The organism is Arthrobacter sp. GmRoot5-12, from assembly GCF_059739365.1.
Window position 1 is genome coordinate 2,254,346 of record NZ_AP046056.1, and the last position, 21,605, is coordinate 2,275,950.

19 protein-coding genes and 1 riboswitch are annotated in these 21,605 nt (G+C 66.9%); of the genes, 7 read left to right on the plus strand and 12 right to left on the minus strand.

What is annotated here, in order from left to right; translation table 11 throughout:
• Positions 1 to 85: 85 nt before the first annotated feature.
• From AC6JAM_RS10275 to AC6JAM_RS10285, 3 genes are read right to left on the minus strand one after another with little or no spacing between them, the layout of a single operon-like run.
• Positions 86 to 1,294 carry an O-succinylhomoserine sulfhydrylase gene (locus AC6JAM_RS10275; protein ID WP_497934605.1) on the minus strand — a complete coding sequence of 403 codons (1,209 nt, stop codon included), beginning with the start codon at positions 1,292 to 1,294 and terminating at the stop codon, positions 86 to 88.
• Positions 1,295 to 1,705, minus strand: a complete 411-nt coding sequence (locus tag AC6JAM_RS10280; RefSeq protein WP_018769987.1) for a rhodanese-like domain-containing protein — start codon at positions 1,703 to 1,705, stop codon at positions 1,295 to 1,297.
• Positions 1,702 to 1,977, minus strand: coding sequence for a DUF1737 domain-containing protein (locus AC6JAM_RS10285; protein WP_018769988.1), 276 nt, complete (start codon positions 1,975 to 1,977; stop codon positions 1,702 to 1,704). The genes AC6JAM_RS10280 and AC6JAM_RS10285 overlap by 4 nt, the downstream gene beginning before the upstream one ends.
• 13 nt (positions 1,978 to 1,990) lie before the next feature.
• Positions 1,991 to 2,106: riboswitch (SAM riboswitch) on the minus strand.
• 225 nt (positions 2,107 to 2,331) lie between these two features.
• Between AC6JAM_RS10285 and opgC the strand changes: the two genes are divergently transcribed.
• Positions 2,332 to 4,797 (plus strand): OpgC domain-containing protein, encoded by a 2,466-nt coding sequence (opgC, locus tag AC6JAM_RS10290; protein ID WP_497934606.1) that lies wholly within the window; start codon positions 2,332 to 2,334, stop codon positions 4,795 to 4,797.
• Between the two features lie 94 nt (positions 4,798 to 4,891).
• Here the strand turns inward: opgC and AC6JAM_RS10295 are convergent, their stop codons facing one another.
• A complete protein-coding gene (locus tag AC6JAM_RS10295) occupies positions 4,892 to 5,146 on the minus strand; it encodes a hypothetical protein (RefSeq protein WP_018769990.1) in 255 nt (84 codons plus the stop codon).
• Positions 5,147 to 5,370: 224 nt separating this feature from the next.
• Between AC6JAM_RS10295 and AC6JAM_RS10300 the strand changes: the two genes are divergently transcribed.
• On the plus strand, positions 5,371 to 6,075 hold the full coding sequence (locus tag AC6JAM_RS10300; RefSeq protein ID WP_056391914.1) for a TetR/AcrR family transcriptional regulator C-terminal domain-containing protein: 705 nt from the start codon (positions 5,371 to 5,373) through the stop codon (positions 6,073 to 6,075).
• 38 nt (positions 6,076 to 6,113) lie between these two features.
• Here the strand turns inward: AC6JAM_RS10300 and AC6JAM_RS10305 are convergent, their stop codons facing one another.
• Positions 6,114 to 6,578, minus strand: a complete 465-nt coding sequence (locus tag AC6JAM_RS10305) for a pyridoxamine 5'-phosphate oxidase family protein (protein WP_018769992.1) — start codon at positions 6,576 to 6,578, stop codon at positions 6,114 to 6,116.
• A gap of 59 nt (positions 6,579 to 6,637) precedes the next feature.
• The gene (locus AC6JAM_RS10310) at positions 6,638 to 7,567 is read right to left on the minus strand and encodes an aminodeoxychorismate lyase (RefSeq protein WP_056391913.1); all 930 of its coding nucleotides are present in this window, start codon (positions 7,565 to 7,567) and stop codon (positions 6,638 to 6,640) included.
• 94 nt (positions 7,568 to 7,661) lie between these two features.
• Here AC6JAM_RS10310 and cls point away from each other — a divergent pair, with 94 nt between their 5' ends.
• Positions 7,662 to 9,137 carry a cardiolipin synthase gene (gene cls / locus AC6JAM_RS10315; RefSeq protein ID WP_026265885.1) on the plus strand — a complete coding sequence of 492 codons (1,476 nt, stop codon included), beginning with the start codon at positions 7,662 to 7,664 and terminating at the stop codon, positions 9,135 to 9,137.
• 26 nt (positions 9,138 to 9,163) lie between these two features.
• Here the strand turns inward: cls and pabB are convergent, their stop codons facing one another.
• The 4 genes from pabB to AC6JAM_RS10335 form a co-directional block, all read right to left on the minus strand.
• Positions 9,164 to 11,233: an aminodeoxychorismate synthase component I gene (gene pabB, locus AC6JAM_RS10320; protein ID WP_497934607.1), complete on the minus strand. Its 2,070-nt coding sequence runs from the start codon at positions 11,231 to 11,233 to the stop codon at positions 9,164 to 9,166.
• 341 nt (positions 11,234 to 11,574) lie between these two features.
• Complete coding sequence (locus tag AC6JAM_RS10325) at positions 11,575 to 12,108, minus strand: arsenate reductase/protein-tyrosine-phosphatase family protein (RefSeq protein ID WP_495634945.1); 534 nt, start codon at positions 12,106 to 12,108, stop codon at positions 11,575 to 11,577.
• A 135-nt stretch (positions 12,109 to 12,243) separates the two neighbouring features.
• On the minus strand, positions 12,244 to 12,867 hold the full coding sequence (locus AC6JAM_RS10330; protein ID WP_018769997.1) for a LysE family transporter: 624 nt from the start codon (positions 12,865 to 12,867) through the stop codon (positions 12,244 to 12,246).
• A gap of 70 nt (positions 12,868 to 12,937) precedes the next feature.
• Positions 12,938 to 13,756, minus strand: a complete 819-nt coding sequence (locus AC6JAM_RS10335; RefSeq protein WP_018769998.1) for a methyltransferase domain-containing protein — start codon at positions 13,754 to 13,756, stop codon at positions 12,938 to 12,940.
• A gap of 228 nt (positions 13,757 to 13,984) precedes the next feature.
• On the opposite strand from AC6JAM_RS10335, the gene AC6JAM_RS10340 reads away from it, so the two are divergent.
• On the plus strand, positions 13,985 to 16,018 hold the full coding sequence (locus tag AC6JAM_RS10340; protein ID WP_488315485.1) for a phytase: 2,034 nt from the start codon (positions 13,985 to 13,987) through the stop codon (positions 16,016 to 16,018).
• A 90-nt stretch (positions 16,019 to 16,108) separates the two neighbouring features.
• Here AC6JAM_RS10340 and AC6JAM_RS10345 read toward each other — a convergent pair whose 3' ends face one another.
• The gene (locus AC6JAM_RS10345) at positions 16,109 to 16,621 is read right to left on the minus strand and encodes a MarR family winged helix-turn-helix transcriptional regulator (protein ID WP_488315486.1); all 513 of its coding nucleotides are present in this window, start codon (positions 16,619 to 16,621) and stop codon (positions 16,109 to 16,111) included.
• Between the two features lie 185 nt (positions 16,622 to 16,806).
• Between AC6JAM_RS10345 and AC6JAM_RS10350 the strand changes: the two genes are divergently transcribed.
• Complete coding sequence (locus AC6JAM_RS10350; RefSeq protein ID WP_497934608.1) at positions 16,807 to 19,008, plus strand: MMPL family transporter; 2,202 nt, start codon at positions 16,807 to 16,809, stop codon at positions 19,006 to 19,008.
• 30 nt (positions 19,009 to 19,038) lie between these two features.
• Here AC6JAM_RS10350 and AC6JAM_RS10355 read toward each other — a convergent pair whose 3' ends face one another.
• The gene (locus AC6JAM_RS10355) at positions 19,039 to 19,968 is read right to left on the minus strand and encodes an NAD-dependent epimerase/dehydratase family protein (RefSeq protein WP_497934609.1); all 930 of its coding nucleotides are present in this window, start codon (positions 19,966 to 19,968) and stop codon (positions 19,039 to 19,041) included.
• Positions 19,969 to 20,094: 126 nt separating this feature from the next.
• Here AC6JAM_RS10355 and AC6JAM_RS10360 point away from each other — a divergent pair, with 126 nt between their 5' ends.
• Positions 20,095 to 20,847: a TetR/AcrR family transcriptional regulator gene (locus tag AC6JAM_RS10360; RefSeq protein ID WP_497934610.1), complete on the plus strand. Its 753-nt coding sequence runs from the start codon at positions 20,095 to 20,097 to the stop codon at positions 20,845 to 20,847.
• 90 nt (positions 20,848 to 20,937) lie between these two features.
• A complete protein-coding gene (locus tag AC6JAM_RS10365) occupies positions 20,938 to 21,372 on the plus strand; it encodes a hypothetical protein (RefSeq protein WP_478222764.1) in 435 nt (144 codons plus the stop codon).
• The last annotated feature ends 233 nt before the right edge of the window (positions 21,373 to 21,605 follow it).

A 21,605-nucleotide genomic window follows, 5' to 3' on the forward strand; every position in this document is an offset into this window, starting at 1 on the left:
ATATTTGGTGCGCGCCAGGGAATCTGCGCATCGAGAGTGAGGAAGCGCGTCGCCCGGACCCAGAGGAGCTAGGCTTCCCGCGCGGCTAGATCTGCTTGAGTGCCTGTTCCAGGTCGCGGAGGAGGTCCTCCGGGTCCTCGAGCCCTACCGAGAGCCGCACCACGCCGTCACTGAGCCCAATGGCGGCTCGCCCTTCCGGCCCCATGGCGCGGTGCGTGGTGGTGGCGGGGTGCGTGATCAGGGACTTCGAATCACCAAGGTTGTTGGAGATGTCGATGATGCGCAGCCCGTCCAGCAGTGCGAAGGCCGCTTCCTTGCCGGAGCGCCCGCCGGAGGGAGCCAGCTCAAGCGTGAGGACCGTACCGCCGGCGCTCATCTGCCGTGCCGCCAGGTCGTACTGCGGGTGGGACTTGAGCAGCGGGTACCTCACCCAGCTCACGGCGGGCTGTTCTTCCAGCCACTCTGCGAGCCGGAGCGCCGTGGCGGAGGAATGGTTCACGCGCAGGCTCATGGTCTCCAGGCCCTTGGTCAGGACCCAGGCGTTGAACGCCGAGAGTGCGGGCCCGGTGTGGCGCATGAGCTGTTTTACGGGACCGTCGATGAACTCCTTGGTGCCCAGGATGGCGCCGCCCATGACCCTGCCCTGGCCGTCGATGTGCTTGGTGCCGGAGTAGACGATGACGTCGGCGCCCAGGTCACCGCAGCGCTGCAGCAGGGGAGTGGCGAAGACGTTGTCCGCCACCACCTTGGCGCCGGCGGCATGCGCAAGTTCGCTGACCGCGGCGATGTCCACGATCTCCTGCATCGGGTTGGACGGGGATTCGAAGAAGACGGCGGTGGTGGGCTCGGAGAGGGCCTCGCGCCACTGGTCCAGGTCCGGCCCGTCCACGAAGACGGTCTCCACGCCCCACCGGGGAAGGATCTCGTTCAAAATCACGAAGCACGAACCGAACAGCGACCGGGCGGCCACCACCCGGTCGCCGGCAGCCAGCAGGGCACCAAGCGCGGTGAATACCGCGGACATTCCCGACGCCGTCGCGAAGCAGGCTTCGGTGCCTTCCAGCAGCCGGAGCCGCTCCTGGAAGGTGGCCACGGACGGGTTGCCGTAGCGGGAGTAGACAAAGCGTTCGTCCTCGCCGGTGAAGGCGCGTTCAGCTGCTGCCGCGGATTCGTAGACGAAGCCGGAGTTCAGGAAGATGGCCTCGGACGTTTCCTGGAAGTTGGTGCGGTCCAGCCCGCCACGGACAGCCTGGGTGTCGGGGTTCCAGCCGGGGGCGTCTTGGTTGAAGGTCACTTAGTTCTTTCCGAGGTTGGTGGGAAGGCCGCGGTTTTTCCAGCCGTTGACGGTGCGTTCGCCATAGCGGTCCGGCTCGCCTTCAAAGCCCTCCAGCACGTTGTAGGAGGTGAAGCCGGCCCGGGTGGCCGCGATGGCTGCCGCGATGGACCGCTGGCCGGAGCGGCACAGGAACACCAGTTCGGTTGAACGGTCCTCGGGCGCCTGCTGGCTGAGGTCGTTGATGAAGTCGGGGTTGGGGATGCCGCCGGGGAAGGTCCACTGGATGAAGAGGGGGTCGTTGTCCGTGGCCTTGGTGTCCGGAATGCCGATGTGGGCCCATTCGCCCTCGGTGCGGACGTCCACCAGGATGGCGCCCTGTTCCAGCTTCTCCCATGCTTCCTGGGGCGTGAGGTCTCCCGCGTAGCTCATGCGTGGCCCTCGCCGTCGAACTCGCCTTCAAATTCGGCGTCCAGTTCATCCACTGCGGTGGCAACCGCGGCATCGGCCGAGGCGATTGCCGCCGGAAGGACCACTGCCTGCGCCACGATCACGCTGGTGCCGTTGAAGGTGGCTGCCGGGCTGCCGTGCAGCACATAGCCGTCGGCCAGGGCCGTGGAGATCCGCTCGCAGAATGAACGGTCATCCGGGCCGGTGATCAGGCGGTAGGACAATTTTTCGTCAGGGGCAGGTGCGTCAGACACGACGGATCTCCTTCTTTCACGCTTGCAGCTCGAATCGGTCGATATGCCGAGTATTCACCTGAGGCACCCCGCCGCGAAAGGGAGGGTTGCCGACCGGCCAGTCAGGGCTTCACACCGGTACTCATTACTCCCCAAAAACGTAACATCTGCCGCGCCAAGCCGCACCGCCGCCGTCGTCATGTTCCGTAATTGAGCAGCGCTGAAGGGAGGCGCGGGGTTGAAGGAAAGCGCGACGGCGGACATCGCCGCAGGTGGGCGGCCCGCCACGTGCCGCCCGGGGCCGCGGGGCCGATAAAGTTCTTACCGGGGCGCCGCCCCGTCGTCACAGCAATGAGCACCGGGGGTCCTGTCAGCATGCGGGCAAACACATCGCGCCACCAGGCCGCCATCCGCGGGACCCGCCGGCCGTCCATCGGTGCGTTCCTGGCCGCGGCCATCGTCAGCCTCCTTGCCCTGCTGGCGGCTGCGCCGGCGCATGCGGCGGACGCTACGCCGGAGAAGGGAAAGCCCTGGCTGGGCGCGGTGCTCGAGTGGGGCGAGGACACCGCCGCAGGCTTCAGCGGCCGGCTTGGTGCCAGTCCGGCCGTCTTCGGCCACGACATCACCATCCCCTACCGCGATTCGGAACGGAACGACCTTGACGGCTTCCTTCAGCAGGCCGCGTCCCTAGGCGCCCACGCCCTGCTCACGGTAAAGCCGTCAGTGCCCCTGGACCAGCTCGGCACTGCGGAAGCGGCAGCATTCGCAGCGCAGGTGCGCGACCTTACGTCCGGGCTCAAGGGGCAGCTGCTGATCCGGTTCGCCCCGGACATGAATGCAAGCTGGGTGGCCTGGGGCCAGCAGCCCGCCGCGTACCGGCAGGCCTTCAGGGCTGTGGCGGCAGCGTTCAAGACGTACGACGGCGGCCGGCCCACCTTGGTGTGGGCGCCTTACCTGGGCAAGGACTACCCCTTTGACCGCAACCGGGATGCCCCGCAGCCCGGAAGCGAAGGCTTTTCCCTCCTGGACACGAACGGCGACGGGGCCTGGAACTCAAGCGACAGCGCCTACGCCCCGTACTACCCGGGTGACGACGCAGTGGACTGGGTGGGGCTGGCCGCCTATCACGACGACACGGCCGGCGGCCCCGCCGTCAACTCCCAGCCGAGGGCCGGCGAGCTCCAGGACATGCTGACGGCCTCCGGCGGCGAAAACTTCTACGGCACCTATTCCGAGGGGCGCAACAAGCCGTTCCTCCTCCAGACCTCTGCTTTCTACAGCCCCGCGTCCGGCGGCGCGCAGGAGGCGGACATCAAGGTGGGCTGGTGGGACCAGGTGGTGGGAACTGCCACTTCCCCAGCTTTTGCCGGGACGGCCGCCGTTGTCTGGGACGAGCGCACCAGCACCAGGGATACCGGCGTGGCGAGCATCAGCTGGCTGCTCACGGGACAGGCGGGCATCGCCAAAGCGGCCCTGGACAGGCTGAAGGCAACGCCAATGGTCACCGGGCCGGTCACCGAAGTGGCATCCGGGAGCACCTACGTCCGGGCCAACACGCTCTCCGGGGCTGCCGCCTGGACTGTTGCCGCCGCCATGGCCATCCTCCTGGTGGCCCTGTGGCGGATACCCCGCCGGATCAACGCAGCCACGGCCTGGGGCTACCAGGATCCCTCCGCCAGGGACTCGCGCATCGATCTGCTGCGCGGGATGGCCATCGTCTTTGTGGTGGTGAACCACCTGGGCATGGCATCGCTGTTCCAGCTGCTCACCCAGGAGGCCGTGGGCTTCGTGTCGGGTGCGGAACTGTTCGTCCTGTTCTCCGGACTGGTGGTGGGCATGGTGTACGGGCCCAAGGCCAGGGAGGACTTCGGGCAGGTGGTCGACCTCACGACCCGCCGCGCCGGCAAGCTCTACCTGACGGCGCTGGCCGTGCTGATCGGCGTCTTCCTTCTGTCCCTGCTCCCGTTCTTCCACACCGAGGCCCTGACCACGTTCGTGGACCAGGGGACCGGTGGCGCCGGGCACAACGGGGCCGGCCGGACCTACGACCTCTATGCGGGCATGTCATCGCTGTTCCAGTTCCCCGTCCCGCCCCAGGTGCTTCCGGCCATCGTGCTGCTGCAGTTCGGTCCCTGGCAGTTCAATGTCATGGGGCTCTATGTGGTGCTGTTGCTGGTCAGCCCGCTGATCCTCGCGGCGCTGAACCGCGGAAAGGCCATCTGGGTCGTGGCGGTATCGGTTGCCGTGTATGCGGCAGGTGCCATGACCAGGTTCCGGATCCTGCCCTCGCAGTTCGAGGACTCCTTCCCGCTGCTGGTGTGGCAGGTGCTTTTCGTGCTTGGGCTGGTTGCGGGCTACCATCGGCGCAGCATCACAGCGTGGCTGTCGCGCCACACGTGGGTGGTGGTTGCCTGCACCACGGCAGCGTTCGCTTTGGCCTTCCTGTCCTGGGGCAACCCCTACCTGGCCAACGCCTATGACGTCCGACTGGCGCTTCTGCCGGATGCGTCCTACCGGGCAATGTATGACGCCTTCTTCGGCCGGACATACCTGGCCCCGGGCCGGCTGCTCAACGTCCTGGTCCTGGTGGTGGCTGCGTACGCATTCCTCAGCGCTTACTGGAAACCGGTGGACCGGGCCCTGGGCTGGTTCCTGGTCCCGCTGGGCCGGGCCACGTTGTACGTCTTCATCATGCACGTGGTGCTGATCGCCGTCGTGGCCAACATCCCGGCCCTGCAGCAGCAAAGCATCCTCCTCAACACCGTGGCCTACGCCGTGGTCCTGGGGCTGCTCTGGGTGATGGTCCGCACCAGGTTCCTCTTCCGGATCATCCCTACCTAGCCCGGGGCATGAAAAATGCTGCGGCACGGGCGTGCCACAGCATTTGATCATGTACCACCCGGCTGCCCGGTGGCCTCTTACGAATCCGGGGGTCTCAGACCAGGCCCGGGTAGCTGGTCATGATGTAGTCCGCAGCGGCAGGACCCTTCATGCGCAGCCCGTTGCGGCGCGGCGGGATCCGGTGCTTCATGGCTGCCCAGAAGGTGGACTCGGTGCCGGCCGGCTGCTGGTTGAGGAAGCACCAGCTGGTGTACAGGCCGTAGAGGCGGTCGCGGTCCATGCTGGAACCAGCGGCGTGGTCGGGGTAGGTGGCTTCGTGGAGAAAAGTATCGAACTGCGAATGTGCCATGATGGCTTCCCTTCGCTAAGTGCTCGGCGCCGCCGTTCGGCTACAGCAGCAAGATTTGATGCCCTGCACATGGCCATCGAATCTATAGGTTGGGTCCCGTGAAAAGCATCTGGGGCCTCAGCGTCGTCAGCGCCTGTCTACGATGTAGACTTTACTCGTAGACTACAAGTAAGGCAACCGTCTCGATTAATCCGGGCCGCCACTTCCACCGCTAGGACAACACCATGAATCCCCCGCACGCTTCCGGCCGCACCCCCGCCAAGGCCAGGCTGAGCAGGGAGGTCGTGCTGGCCAAGGCCCTGGAACTGGTTGATGCCGAAGGACTGGATGCACTGACCATGCGCCGCCTGGGGCAGGAGCTTGGCCGGGACCCGATGAGCCTGTACCGCTACGCCGAGAACCGCGCGGCGCTGCTGGACGGGGTTTCTGAGCTGGTGCTCAACCAGCTTCCGATTCATCCGGAGGACCCGGATTGGAAAGCGCAGCTGCGGAGCATCGCCCACAACCTGCGGATGCTGGCGCTCAAGCATCCCAACGTTGTCCCCCTGCTGGTGACGCGGCCCCTCTCCACGCCGCTGGGCATGCGTCCGCTGGGCACACTGCGGCCATTGGAGCAGATCCTGACCCTGCTGGTGGCAGCAGGATTCGAGCCGGCTGATGCGCTGCACGTCTACCGCGCCTACTACGGCTTCCTCTACGGGCACCTCCTGAACGAACTGCAGGAGTACGTGGTGGACCCGGAAGAGAACGAGGTGCTGCTGCGGTTGGGGCTCCACCGGCTGCCCGCGAAGGAATTCCCCCGGCTGCGTGCGCTGGCGCCGGCGTTGGCTGACTACGACGGCGCCAAGGAGCTTGACCAAGGGCTCACCATCCTGCTGTCCGGGCTGGAAGCCCAGCTTTCACGGCAGGCGGCAGGCTCCAGCGCCTGACGGAGCAGCCGTGTAAAGGCGTGGTCGTTGAGCGGCCGCTATTCGAATGACGCCCGGCGCCGGTCCTGGAGGCGGGTGTTCCAGACGTCCGGGCGGTTCACCTGGAACCTGCGTCCGGTCAGCGCCTTGGCGTTCAGCCTGACATAGTTTGCCTTTTCGCCGGGCTGCCACGGCTCCAGGCCAAGGCTGTCCACCGCATCTTTGACGGCCTGGTCTTCGATGATCCCGGTATTGCCCCGCGCCACCACGCTCCAGGCCAGTTCGGTGGTGGGGTCGTAGCCGTCGATCTCCAGCGCGGCAGGGCGTTCCATTTTCGCGTCCCACAGTTTTGAGCCGGGTGCCGTGCGGAAGACGATGCTGCGCAGGTGGACAACGTAGTTCACGGGGAAGATTTCCGGATGTCCGTCCACCACGATGGCCAGCCTGCCCACCGTGTCGGTGTCAAGGAGTTCCCAGCAGTCGTCAAAGGACAGTTTTTCGATCGGCAGCTTGTGCGAGTCCATGGTGCACACCTTACGGGTGATGCCGGGGCGGGAAAAGGGCCGGCCCTGCCTGTTGCGGGCTAATGGATGCCGGCGAAAAGTCCGCTCAGTTCTGTGGTCAGTTCCTTTTGCACAGACGGGGTGCCGATCTCCCTGCCGTCAATCCGGTTCACGGGCGCCAGCAGGCGGACACTGGAGATCAGCCAGACCGCGTCTGCGTCCAGGAGGTCCTGTGGCACCAGCGGCCCGTAGCCCAGTTCCCAGCCCGCCGCCTTGGCGGCAGCAAAGAGAGCCCCCTGTGACGTTCCAGGCAGGATGCCGCTGTCCAGCTGTGGTGTGATGAGGCGCTTCACTGTTGTGCCGTCGTCGGACTTCTCCACATGCGCCAGCAGCACCGTGGAGGTGGGCCCTTCCAGGACCCGGCCATCGGAGGACGTGAAGATGACGTCGTCGGCGCCCTGTTTATGCGCGTGGCGCAGCGCTGCCATGTTGACGGCGTAGGAGAGCGTCTTGGCGCCCAGAAGCAGCCAGGGTGCCCGTTCGGCCACGTCACTGTCGTAGCCGCGGTCAAGGAGGATGACGTCGACGCCCGTTTCCCGCTGGCGGCGGGCGGCAGCTCCGGCCGGTGAGGCCTGGACCCAGGCGGTGGGGGCGGGCGCGCCTTCCACACCGCGGGTCACCACCAGTTTGACCACCAGTTCATCTGCCGCCGGGTCTGCCGGCGGGTTCTCCGAACGGTGCCGGGCAACGGCAGCGGCAATGGCGCGCCGCCACACATCCTGGTCCGGGATGTCCAGGTCCAGCGCCGCGGCGGATCCGGCAAGCCGGTCCAGGTGGGCCTGCATCTTCCGCACCGTTCCCCCAACGGCCAGCATGGTTTCGAACACGCCGTCACCGCGCGTGACGCCAAGGTCCGTGACCAGCAGCTGGGGCTGGGAGGCATCCGCCACCCTGCCGTCGGGGAAGGCGGGGTCAAGGAAAACGAGAACCACGGGGGCTGGAGAGCTCATGGCACCAGCTTAGTGCGGCACCGCGGATAAGCTGGGCAGAGCGCCCCGGCCGGAAACCGTTCCCCGGGGCCCAACCTCCCCGGGAGTTATTGACGTGTTGTGGCCTTTTTCGCTTGCCGGCACCGCGCCGACGTGGGTTGTGGTGCTCCTGGGCTTCGCCGACCTTGTCATCAGGGTCCTGGCACTGGGCATCATCCCCGGCAACAGGCGGCCCACCACGGCGATGGCCTGGCTCCTGGGCATCTTCTTTATCCCATTCGTGGGCATCGCGCTGTTCCTGCTGTTTGGAAACTTCCAGCTGTCCAGCCGCCGCCGCGCCCAGCAGGAGCAGGTCAACGACCGGGTGCGGGCCGGCATCACCGCCCTCTCGGACGTGGACAGCGACTACCCCGGCCCCGAGTGGGTCAAGTCCGCCGCCGAGCTCAACCGCACCCTGGGTTCGCTGCCCATGGTGGACAACAACTCCGTTGACCTCATCCCCGGCTACCCGGATTCCATCCTGGCCATGACCCACGCGGTGCGGAAGGCGAAGAAGTTCGTCAACGCCGAGTTCTACATCATGAGCTCCGACCACGTCACCAACGACCTGCTCACGGCCATGGAAGAGGCCGCCGAGCGGGGCGTGGAAGTGCGGCTCCTGTTCGACCACATCGGCACGCTGCGCATCAAGGGCTACCGGAAGCTGCTGAAGCGCCTGAGGGCCGGCAAGATCCAGTGGAAGCGGATGCTTCCCCTCCTGCCCATCCATGGCCAGTGGCGCCGGCCGGACCTGCGCAACCACCGCAAGATCATGGTGATCGACGGCGAAATCGCCTTCACGGGGTCGCAGAACCTGATCGAGCCGTCCTACAACAACCCGCGCCACCGCAAGGCCGGCCGCGAGTGGGTGGAGCTGATGGCGTGCCTGCGCGGGCCCATCGTGACCACCCTGAACGTCGTCTTCGCCACCGACTGGCTGAGCGAGACCGACGAATCCCTGGAACACCAGTTGCAGCTCCCCGCGAATCCGGAGCCCGGCCACGTCACGGCCCAGGTGGTGCCCAGCGGTCCCGGGTTCATCACGGAAAACAACCTCCGGCTCTTCAACACGCTCATCTACTCCGCGCAGCACCGGATCTCCATTTGCAGCCCCTATTTCGTTCCGGACGATTCACTGCTGTACGCCATCACCACGGCAGCGCAGCGCGGCGTCGACGTGGAGCTGTTCGTGTCCGAGAAGGGCGACCAGTTCCTGGTCCACCACGCCCAGCGCTCCTACTATGAGGCGCTCCTTGAGGCCGGTGTGCGGATCTACCTCTACAAGGCGCCGTTCGTGCTGCACGCCAAGCACTTCACCATCGACGACGAGGTGGCCGTCCTGGGCTCCAGCAACATGGACATGAGGTCCTTCTCGCTGAACCTCGAGGTCTCCGTGATGCTCCTGGGCGAGGACATCGTGAACAAGATGCGGGCCGTGGAGGACACCTACCGGGACATCTCCCATGAGCTGAAGCTGGCGGACTGGCTGAACCGGCCGCTCGCCGCGCGCTATGTGGACAACGTGGCCCGGCTGACGGCCACGGTGCAGTAGGACGGCCGTACCTCCCTAAACCCGGGTCAGTCTTCGGGAAACTCCGCCCCCAGGGTGGAGAGCACCCCGTAGGCCTTGGTGCGGATCTCCTCATATTCGTCGTCCGGGTCGGAGTCCGAGGTGATGGCACCGCCGACGCCGAGCGACAGTTCCGCGGTTCCGTCGCCAGCCGTGCTGACCACCAGGGTGCGGATGGCGACGGCGAGATCCGCCGCCGCGTTGAGCGAGAAGTAGCCGATGGCGCCTGAATAGATCCCCCGCGGCCCTGCCTCCAGGTTGTCAAGGATGGCCATGGTGCTGATCTTCGGAGCCCCGGTCATGGAGCCGGCCGGGAAGCAGGCCGCCACCGCCTCTGCCCGTGGTGCTCCGGGCAGGAGGTGGGCGTCGATGGTGCTGACCATCTGGTGGACGGTGGCGTAGCTCTCGATGGCGCAAAGCCTGCTGACCGTAACGGAGCCAGGCATGGCAAAGTGGCTGAGGTCGTTGCGCAGCAGGTCCACGATCATGATGTTCTCGGCCCTGTCCTTGACGGAGGTGGCCAGGTCCGTCCGCAGGCGGCTGTCCTCCTGCGGGTCGGCAGCCCGGCGCCGGGTGCCCTTGATCGGTTCGGCGCGCATTCCGCCGTCGGACCCTATCTTCAGGAACCGCTCGGGCGAGGTGCTGGCCACGGCAACGTTTCCCAGCCGGAGGTAACTGGCGAACGGGGCCGGGTTCCTGCTGCGGAGCGACAGGTAGGTGGCCCATGGATCCAGCGAGCCGGCCGGGACAGTGGCTTCGAGGGTGGTGGTCAGGCACACTTCGTAGGTGTTTCCCTGGGCGATCTGATGCTGTGCGGCGGCAATCTTCTCCCGGTACCGTTCCCCGGTGTCCCGGCTGCGGAAAGTGGGCGGTGTGGTGGGACGCACGACGCCGGTGCTGCCGCCGGCTTCCTGCGTTGGGTCCGCGGCGGCTTCCACGGCTGCCCGCGCCTCCACCAGCCACCCGCCGGCGTCCGGTGCCTCCAGGGCCAGGAGCCAGGCCGTGCCTTCGGCGTGGTCCAGGACCACCGCTCGGCCCGCGAAGATCAGGGCTGCGTCCGGCGTGGGCGCGGAAAGATCGCTGCCGCCGGTTTCGCGTTTCAGCTCATACCCCAGGCAGCCCAGCCAGCCCAGGGTGAATTCGCCGGGGTAGCCCTCGGGGGTCCGCACCGCCCGGCGGCCCCAGACGGTGTCGAGCCAGCGGAAGAAGGGGCCGGGAACGTTGGCAGTGGACGAGCCGGCGCTGATCCGGCTCACACCGCCACGGTGCGTGACGCACTGGCCGAATGTGCCGCCGTCGTCCGCCATGATGCTGAACCGGCTGCGCTCTGCGGCAGTCCGCTGTACAGGATCCGTGCTGTCCGGTCCGCTGCCTGTGTTGGAGGAGTCCAGCCAGACGGCGTTGCCAGAGCCGCCATACAGTGAGTGGAACAGGGTGGGTGCGTCCGGGGCGGCTTCAATGCGCTCGGCGTGAAGGCGAAGGCCGCGGCGGGCTGACAACTCGGGGGCGAGGACCGGAGCCAGGGCGGGCAGGTAGGGGAGGAGTTGGAGGAGGTCCGCGGGGGCTGAGCCGTCGGCGAGGTTCCGGACGCGGAGGTCCGCGTGGCCGGGGACGTCGTCGCGGCCCAGCCACTCTTGCTCCTGGGCTGCCCAGAGGTCCCAGTACGGTTCATATGTTGCGCCGTCGCGCTCCAGTGCCCGGGTCCGCCGGACGGCGTCCGGGGATTCCGCCCAGATCACCGCGCCCAGCATGGGGCGGGCGGCCTCGGCGGCGGCCCCCACTCCCTCAACGATGACGATCTCCGCAGGCAGCGTCACCCGGGCGTCGCCGTCGTAGTGGTTAGCCCAGTCCCAGCTGGTCCAGGAGGCCGCCTGCCCCCGGCTCAGCGGGGTGAGGACCGTGGAGACGTAGCGTTCAATGCCCGCCGCCAGTCCGTCCCAGCCCGGGTAGATGTCCTCAAGGTGGAACAGCGAGACCTTGTGGTGCGCCCGGAGCCGGGCCGCGAGCTCGACGGCGAGGGTGGTCTTGCCTGCGCCGGAGCGCCCGTCGATGGCGATGATGACGGGGGCTGGGCTCATGGACTAGAGCGTACCGTTTTCCGTTGCACCCTTTCACCCGCGGGGCAGTTGCTGCGCCGATGCGTGACGGCCGCTGCTCAGGTGGCCGCCCAGGAACCCGCTCACCAGCAGCAGGACAGCCCCTGCCCTCGCCAGGCGGCGTTGGCGCCGGCATGCACGATGCCTGCACGCTTCAGGGCGCGGTCCTTGTCGGGCCATGTCGCCCAGCCGGAGACTCTGCCTCTTCCAGTGTGGCGAGGAGCCATGCGTACTTGCCGGATGTGCTGGGAAGGCCGTCCAGGCAGCAAGAAAATACTCCTGGTGCCGCTGGATTGCACCGTCTTTTGAAGAGTTTTTGGTGCCTAGTGCGGCTGCAGCTGGGTGTTCCGAAGGACCGCGGACCTGATGTGCTGGACCAGGCCGGGCAGGGCTGCATGAATCTGGTGCCAGACGGCGTCGAAATCCGCGTGGCCGCCGTACCAGGGGTCCTCGATGCCCTGATCCAGGCGGTCCCGCTCCGCCATGGTGGGATCGAAGCTGCGGAGCATCCGGATCTTGTCCAGGGATTCCCGGTCCGGCGCCGCCTCGGTGAGCCAGGCGTAGTGGTCGATGTCCAGGGCCAGGATCAGGTCGCGCTCGCGGAACCACCCGGGTTCCCACTCTCGGGCCACGTGGTGGTCCGAGGCCAGCTGGGTTGCGGCGAGCCGGCGGGCGGCGCGGGGATCAATAGGCCGGCCCGCCTCGTAACCGGTGGTGCCGGCGGAGTCCACCTCCACCAGGCCGTCAAGGCCCTCGCGTTCAAGCGCTGCCTTGAGCATGAGCTCGGCCATGGGGGACCGGCAGATATTGCCCGTGCAGACGGTGATGACGCGATATGCGCTCGACGCTGAGTTCATGCCCCTAAGCATGCGCGCTTCCGAACGCTCTTGGCTAGCCGCCTGTTCACAAAGTTTTACGGGTTTGTAAAGATGCATGACTAACGCCCGAATGGGTACGTCACACGCTGGTGCCGAGTTTGGTGGGTACCTGGTTCAGTGGATCAGGGCCAGCAGGATACCCACACCCACGAACAGGACACCGAACACCCTGCTGAGGACCATTTGGCCCTGTTCCGTGTTGGTGAAGCGCTGGAATGACCTGGCAGCCGCCGCAAAGAAGAACCACATCACCAGGATGTCGATGACAACGATTGTTGCCGTCAACACGGCGTACTGGGTGAACAGGGGCAGGTCGGGCCGGATGAACTGGGGAGTGAAGGCGAGGAAGAACACGATCGCCTTCGGGTTCAACAGATTGACCCAGAAGCCGCGCCGGAAAATGGACCACGCGGGTTCGTTGCGAAGGGCAGCTGCCTGCTCCTGGGCCACCGTGGGCTTGCTCAGGAACTGGCGGATGCCCAGGTACACCAGATAGGCCGCGCCCGCGTAACGGATCACGTTGAAGGCAAGGGGGGAACTGGCCACCAGCACCCCGACGCCCAGGGCCACGATCAGGACGTGCACCATCAGCGCAGCCTGCTGGCCCAGGATTCCCCAGATGGACCGGCGGAACCCCGCGTTCAGCGAGTTGCTCATGGTGTTGATGGCCCCGGCGCCCGGGGTGAAGCTGATCAGGGCGCCGGCACCTGCCAGGGCCAGCCAGAGGGAAAATTGCACTGAACAATCCTACGGTGGCAATTGGCTGCCCCTTTTTCAGTCCCTGTGCTGCTGTCTGGGCAACCAGGGATCAGGCCCGGGCGATGACCTCACCGTTTGGGATCAGGAACCATCCGTCGTCCGTGGAGCCCCAGCGGTGCCAGCCTGCAGAGATACGGGCAAGGTCGGCCGGGTTGGCAAACCCGTACTCCAGCGCCTGCTCGGCGAAGGCTGAGTGGAGCACCCGCTCACCCCAGACGCGCGCCTGCCAGCGCCGCTGCTGCGAGGTGGCGTAAAGCCAGTTGCTGCTGGTGGGGGCGACGTCGGTGAATCCCGCAGCCTGTGCCCAGCTGACCAGCCGCCGCCCGGCGTCGGGTTCTGCACCGTTCCGGCGGGCAATCCGCTGGTACAGGTCCATCCACTCGTCCAGTTCCGGAATGGCGGGGTACCAGCTCATGCCGTGGAAGTCGGCGTCGCGCACTGCCACGATGCCGCCGGGCTTGGCCACCCTCCGCATCTCCCTGAGGGCCTCAACGGGATCGGTCAGGTGCTGGAGCACCTGGTGGGCATGGACGACGTCGAACGTTTCGTCGGCGAAGTCGAGGTCGTAGATGTTGCCGGCAACGAATTCAACGTTGGGTACTTCCCGCTCGGTGGCGAGGGCCTGCGCCTGGGCGATGATGTCAGGTGAGCGGTCCAGGCCCGTGACCTTGCCGGGGCTGACCAGGGCGGCGAAGTCGCAGGTGATGGTGCCGGGGCCGCAGCCCACATCGAGCAGCGACTTACCAGGCGTGAGGTGCGGGAGGACAAACGCCGCGGAGTTTTCGGCGGTACGGGCGGCATGGGCGCGGACCACCGATTCGTGGTGGCCGTGCGTGTAAACGTCGTCTTCAGGCTGCTGCGCACTCATAACCAAACGCTACCCCCAACCTGCATTGCGCGAGCGGACGCCCGGTCCGCGTCATGCAGCCCCCGGAAGGCGGGCCCGAAGGTATGGGTGCTATCCCCGTACCCCCCTGCCTGCGGCCGGGAATACGATGGCCCTCCAGCCGGCGCCGGGCTCCTGACCTCGCTGGACGTTCCATGACACCGCCGTTGCCGCCGAACAGGTGCGGCAACCAGTATTGGGGAGGCAAGAGTGACGCTCAAATCGAGGTTGGCTGCCGCATTGACGGTAGGCGGACTGCTGTCCGGACTGCTCGCGGGACTGGGTGCCCCGGCGGCAAACGCGGCCGTGGCACAGGTGAATGCGACGGTGGAAACTGCCCCAATGCACGGAACGGGGGACGCTGCGGACGACGCAGCGATCTGGATCCATCCCACCGACCCGTCGAAGAGCACCATCATCGGCACGGACAAGAGCACGGATGGCCACGGTCTGGTGGTCTATGACCTGTCGGGCCGGGAACTGTTCTATTACCCCGATGGGCGGATGAACAATGTGGACGTCCGCTACAACTTTCCCCTCGGCAGCAGCCGAGTGGGCCTGGTGGGTGTCAGCAACCGGGTCCGGAGCCTTGACTTCTACAAGGTCAACGAGGCCGACCGTTCGCTCACCAAGGTGGGCAGCTTTGCGCCGACCTCCAACATCGCCACACCCCGCGGGTTCTCCTTCTATCACTCGCCGGACACCGGCAAGTACTTTGCCTACGTTACTGACGTTGGCAAGGTCGAGCAGTGGGAGCTTGACGGCTCCACCGGATCGGTCACCGGCAAGCTCGTGCGCAGCTGGACTGTAAGCGGCCCCGCCCACACCGAGGGCCTGGTGGCCGACGACGAGATGAAGCGGCTCTACATTGCGCAGGAGGATATCGGCGGAATCTGGCGGTACGGGGCTGAACCCGGGGATTCAACCGCGGGGACGAAGGTTGTCAGCACCACCGAGAACGGCGGGGACATCGTCCAGGACATCAAGGGCATCAGCATCTACTACGGCAGCGGGGGCGCCGGCTACCTGCTGGCAGCAAGCCAGGGCTCCAACCGGTTCCACGTCTACTCCCGCGACGACAACCGGCCATTGGGGGCCTTCGCCATCCCGGCCGGTAACGGAATCGATGCTGTCACGGGCATGGACGGCATAGACGTCACCAACTTCGGGGTTGGGGGCCCGTTCCCCCAGGGTTTCTTTGTCACCCAGGACACCAGCAACGACACCGGCAAGCAGAACTTCAAGCTCGTACCATGGCAGTCCATCGCAGCCGCCTACGTACCTGCCCTGCTCGTCGATGCGGCCTACGACCCCCGGAAGATCGGGGCCGGCACCTCCACTCCGCCTCCGCCGGGGGACACCACGCCGCCCGAGACAACCATCACTTCCGGACCGCCCGCGACAACGACGTCGACCAGTGCCTCCTTCGCATTCACCTCGAGTGAGGCCAATTCAACCTTCCAGTGCAGCCTGGACGGGGCGGCGCGGACAGCGTGCACCTCGCCACAGACGTACTCAGGACTGGCGGTTGCATCGCATAACTTCAGCGTGTGGGCCACCGACGCCGCCGGCAATACGGACGCCACGGCGGCCACGCAGGCCTGGAGCGTCACCTCCGGCAACACCGGCGGCGGCGGCACCATCGTCCGCGAGTCAGTGAGCCAGGCCGTGAACACCACGGCAACCACCACCCTCAGGATCCCCAAGCCGGCCAATGTCGCCCAGGGCGACCTGCTGGTCAGCTGCGTGTCCCTCACGGGCGGTACCATCGCAACGTCAGGTGTCCCCGCCGGGTGGACAGTGCTGGCATCGGTGACCAATATCGCGAACCCCAAGGTCTACGGCTACTACAAAGTCGCCACCGGGACCGAGCCGGCGGATTATGCCTGGACCACCTCTTCGACGACGAGCGGGGGAGGCATCGCCAGGTATTCCGGCGCCTCAGGGCCCGACACCGCTGCCACGTCCGGCTCGGGCGCGGCGGCATCGTCGGGAACCATTCCAGCGGTGGCCACCACGGCCGCGAACGCGATGCTTGTGGGATGCATGAGCGTCAACTCAAGCTCCGTGACCCTGACTTCGCCGGCCGGGATGTCCCAGGCAGTGGAAACCGGTGCGCGCCGCTTCGAAGTTGCGGATGGCATCCAGGCGGCAGCGGGGCCAAGCGGGGCGAAGACGTGGAACTTCAGTGCGGCCCGCGAGTGGGCCGGGTGGCTGGTGGCGCTTCGACCCAAGGCGCCTTAGTCCCCGGGCGCCGCCCTGATTGGGGGAAGCAGGAAGGGCCGTCTTCGGACATCCGAAACGGCCCTTTCCTGCGCTTTCCGGGAATGTCACCTAGCCATCGGCGGACTCGCTCCGGGCAGCCACCGTGGCCTCCACCATTGCGGTCATGAAGCGTGTGACTGTTTCCAGCTCGTCTTGCGAGAAGTCCGCCATGGCGCTGCCCATGTGCTGGGCCAGGGGAGCGAAGACAGCGCCCCCGTCCTGGAAGGCCTTGGGGGTCATCTTCAGCTGGACCTGGCGCCGGTCCGTGCTGTTCCGCTCGCGCACGATATGCCCCGAGTGGTCCAGTCGGTCGATGAGGGCGGTGGTGGCAGGCGAGCTCAGGTTCAGCTCTTTGCGCAGGACCCCGGGCGTCACCACGCTCCCGGCGGCCGTGTGCCGCATGATGACGGCGAGGGCATTCATGTCCGTGCGGTGCATGTCCTTCCTGCCGCCGGCGACATCCACATAGCGGTTGGCCTCCATGGTGAACTCCTGCAGGAGGCGGATCAGCGGGTGTGGCGGACCACCGGGAGGGCCGCCGGATGGTCCTGGTGCCGCGCCAGCTGACGTCTTGCGTGCCATGCCCACCTCCCTGCCTTCCTGGTTCCACGCCCACACTTCCGTCCGGCCGTACTGACGGATATTACTGCAGGCCCGGCATTCGTCCCCTACCTGCCGAAAAAAGCTTGGCAGCCACTTATCTCTATGGTGGAGATAATCTATGCTGGAACAAATACTACTCCGCCCGCTTATCGATGGAAGGCGCCATGAACCGCAATAAAGTTGCCAAGGAGCGAGTCCCTTTCTGGCTGCGCTGGCTGGTCCCTGTCGTCCTGGTGCTGACCTGGCTGGGTCTCGCCGGGGTCGGCGGCCCCACCTTCGGCCGGTTGGAGGAGGTCTCCTCCAACGACCAGGCGTCATTCCTGCCCGCCAGCGCCGAGGCCACCGAGGCGCAGGACTGGCAGGCAAAGTTCCGGGACTCGGATGAGGTCCCGGGGATCATCGTCATCGAGAAAAGCGAGGCTTTCACTCCCGCCCAGCTGGGGGAGCTGGCCACGCTCAAGACCAGCCTTGAAGACCTCAAGCTGGGCAGCGCGGTGATCGGCCCGATTCCCTCCAAGGACGCCAAGGCGGTGCAGTTCGTGGTCCCGGTCGGGTCCTCGGTTGAGCTCAAGGATGCGGTCAAGGAACTCCGCGGGACTGTCACAGAAGCGGCCCCGGCAGGTGCCCAGACCTTCGTGACCGGCCCCGCCGGCCTTGCCGCCGACCTCACCGCAGCCTTCGGCGGCATTGACGGCATCCTCCTGCTGGTGGCCTTGTCCGCGGTGTTCGTCATCCTCCTCATCGTTTACCGGTCCCTGCTGCTGCCCATCATGGTGCTGCTGACCTCCGTGTTTGCCCTGTGCGCAGCAATCCTGCTGGTGTTCGGCATGGCCAAAGCCGGCTGGATCCAGCTCAACGGCCAAAGCCAGGGCATCCTCTCCATCCTGGTAATCGGCGCGGCCACGGACTACGCCCTGCTGTTCGTGGCACGCTTCCGGGAAGCGCTCACCCACACCACCAACCGCACCGCGGCTGTCCTGAACGCCTGGAAGGCGTCCTTCGAGCCCATCCTGGCGTCCGGCGCCACCGTGATCATCGCGCTGCTGTGCCTGCTCTTCTCCGACCTGAACTCCAACAAGGCGCTGGGACCGGTGGCGGCCGCAGGCATCCTGTGTGCCCTGTTCGCAGCGCTGACCCTGCTGCCCGCGCTGATGGCCCTGCTGGGCCGGGCAGCCTTCTGGCCGTTCCGTCCCAAGCTCCTCCCTGCAGACCAGCGTGAACCCGAACTGGTTACGGGCCTGGAAGGCCAGAAGGGGCTGTGGCGTGCCACCGGTTCGCTGGTAGCGCGGCGGCCCAGGACCGTCTGGGTGGCTTCGGTCCTCCTGCTGCTGGTTGCGGCAGGCGGCCTGTTCCAGCTGAAGGCCAACGGCGTACCGCAGACCGACGTCATCCTCACCGCCTCCAACGCCGTCGACGGCCAGGACGCACTGGCCCGCCATTTCGACGCCGGCAGCGGCAGCCCCGCCGTCGTGATTGCTGACCAGGCCAAGGCCGCCGAGGTGCTGGACCGCGTGAAAGCGGACGACGGCGTGGGCGAGGCCTACCTGCTGGGCCCGGGCAGCGTCCCCATCACCGGAGCCCCCGGGGCTCCCAGCGCCCCGGACGTCCGCGAAGGAAAGGTGATCATCAACGCCACCCTCAACGACGCGGCGGACTCGCTGGAAGCGGAGGAAACCGTCAAGGCGCTGCGGGCCGGGGTGAAGGCCGTCGATCCCGGCGCCCTGGTGGGCGGCGTCACCGCTACGGCGCTGGACACCAACACCACCGCCCAGCACGACCTGGTGGTCATCATTCCGGTGGTCCTGGTGGTGATCCTCTTCATGCTGATGCTGCTGCTGCGCTCGATCGTGGCCCCGGTCCTGCTGGTGCTCTCCGTGGTGCTTTCCTACGCGGCGGCGCTCGGTGTGTCGGCCTTTGTCTTCAACAACATCCTTGGCTTCCCGGGCGCGGATGCGACGGTTCCGCTGTTTGGCTTCGTGTTCCTGGTGGCCCTGGGCGTGGACTACAACATCTTCCTGATGAGCCGGGTCCGTGAAGAGTCGCTCAAGCACGGCACCCGGCCCGGCATCCTCCGTGGCCTGGTGGTGACCGGAGGGGTCATCACCTCCGCGGGCGTGGTGCTCGCGGCCACATTTGCAGCGCTTGGCGTCATTCCCATCATGTTCCTGGTGCAGCTGGCGTTCATAGTGGCGTTCGGTGTGCTGCTGGACACCGTCCTGGTGCGCTCGCTGCTGGTGCCGGCGCTGGCCTACGACATCGGACCGAAGATCTGGTGGCCCAGCAAGCTGGGGCGCGCGGACGGCGGGAATGCAGCCCGGCCGCGGGAGCCCGGCGTCGAGCCGCTGGAAGAAGTGCCCAGCCGCTGACCCTGCGCCAAAGCGCTAAACCTCGGAGCACTAACCCTGCTGCCGCCACCAGTCCACGGTGGCGGCAGCAGCCGTTTCCAGCGGAGTCGGACCGACTTCCAGGGCAGCCTGGGACGCGGCCGAGTCCATGATGAACGGCCGCTCAAACTGGTACAGCATCTCGGCCAGCTCGCGGGCGTCGGTTGAGAGTATCCCGGCGGTGCGGAGGGTCCAGCCGGGCAGGGCGCGCACCTTGGGCGCCGGCCGTCCTGCCGCGGCGGCGAAGGCGTGGGCCAGCTCCATCTGGGTAAGGGCCGGACCCGTGGGGGCGTGCCATACGGCATTCCAGGCGGAGGGCCTGTCCGCCGCCGCGATCATCGCCGTGGCCAGGTCCGGGACGTACGTGAACGAGTGCGGCTGCCGTGAGCTGCCCACCACGCTGACGTTCTTCCCCGCCAGGATGGGCACCACCATGCGCTCCCCGCCGTGCGCCATCCGGACGCGGGGACCAAAAAAGTCGCCTGCCACCACGCTCACCGTTGGCGTTGTGGCGGCCTCGCGGGTCCGGAGCAGCTCCGTCCGCACCCCGCGTTTGCCGCCCGCAGCGTGGCGCGGGCTGCCCTCCGTCATCACGCTGTCCGGCTCGCTGTAGGAGTAGAGGCTTTCCGGGAATACGACGACGGCACCCGCTTGGTGCGCCGCAGTGAGGACCGCCTGCTCGGCGGCGGGAAGCTCCGCCCGCCATGCCGCGGCGGTGTACGCCGAGCCGTGAATGCAGTGGAAGACTGCCCGGGCGCCGGCCAGGGCTGATCGCAGAACCTCGGGATCCTTCGCGTCACCGGCGATGAGATCGATCAGCGGGTGCTGTGGTCCGCTGCCCGACCGCGTGAGGACGCGCACCTGCCGTCCCAGGTCTGCCAACTGTTCGGCCACCGTCCACCCCACCGGTCCCGCTCCGGTTACTACGTACACATCTGCCATTGTGGCTTCCTTGTTGCTGTTTCCGAGAGCACTGCTCTCGGAAACAGCATGACCCTATAAGCCGGCTAAGTCAAGAGCGGTGCTCTCTTTTGATTCCGGCGCTCTCGTTTATGGCATGCTGGACCCGTGACTGACGTCGAAAAAACAGCCGGCACTGTTGTCCGCCCCCTCACCCCGCGGCAACGGGCACGGGCGCAAACCGTGGCGGATATCGTCCGCCTGGGGCGGCAGCACCTGGCAACGCACGGTGCGGCCGCTCTCTCCCTGCGGGCGGTGGCGAGGGACCTCGGGGTGGTGTCCTCCGCGGTCTACCGCTATGTGGAGAGCCGGGACGAGCTCCTGACCTTGTTGCTGATAGACGCCTTCGGCGAGCTTGGGGACGCGGTGGACGCCGCCGTCGCCCAAGCGCCGGAGGATGACCACACTGCCCGCTTCCGGGCGCTGGGCCGCGCGGTCCGGGAATGGGCCCTGCGCGAGCCTGCCAGCTACGCGCTCCTTTTTGGCAGCCCCGTGCCCGGCTACAGCGCCCCGGCGGAGCGCACGGCGGGCCCGGGCACCAGGGTCATCGTCAGCCTCATCGGCATCCTGGATGCAGCTTCCCGGGCAGGGCAGCTGGCAGTTCCGGCCGAAGGCGCACCACAACTGCCGCCAACCCTGGGCAGGGACCTTGCCGCCATCCGTTCCGAGTTTGGCCTGGACCTTCCGGAGGAACTGGTGGCGAGGGGTGTCCTGGTGTGGAGCTCCCTCTTTGGTGCGGTCAGCTTCGAGGTGTTCAACCAGTACGGGCCGGATACCTTCCATGCGCCCGCTGACCTCTTCGACCATCACCTCGCCGTCCTGGCAGGCATCGCCGGCCTGCCGGCAGGGGCCTCCCGATAGGTGCCGGCGAAGCCCTGTTGGTGCGCGCGGGCCGTCGATAGACTGCCAGTGCGCCCGCATGGACGCGGAGCCTCGAAGGAGAGATGCACCATGACCGAGAACCCTGAAGTTGCAGCCGAGGAGCCCCGCAAGGGAAGCAGCGCACCCGGACTGGAGGGTGAAGGCGGGCAGTACGTGGATGGTGACTATGGCGATGCCGGAGCCGTGGAAAGGCCGGCGGGCGAACGGGACGACCAGTATCCGGAAGGCAACTACGGCGATGCCGGAACAGTTGGGGCCCCTGCCGGAGGTGCGGGCGAAGGCGGGCAATACGTGGACGCGGACCATGGCGCCGGCGGTACCGTCAACGGGCCCGGGCGGGACCTTGCCGACGGCGAATACGAGGAAGGCGACTACGGGGAGGCCGGCACAGCCGGCGGCGCCCGAACAGAGGAGGCCGTCCGCGAAGGGCTTACCGACCGCCAGGTCCAGGCGACGGCGGAAGAGCGCGGCCCGCTGCACGGCGACCGGGACACGGAGCGCTGAGTAGCCCGGCGCCGCGTTCTCCTAAAGCGAACCCGCCTTCCGGCGTCGTAATTCTGCGCGCAGAAGCCCGGAAATCCAAGGAATACCGCGGCTGTTATCCGGCGCGGCATCCAAAGTTGAGCGGACTGCACTCAACTTTGGATTGACATCGGTGGCGCCCTGAGTAAAGTTGAGTGCAGAACGCTCAATGCTTAGGGCGCCAACCAGTTTCCAAGGAAAGAAGGAAGCAACAC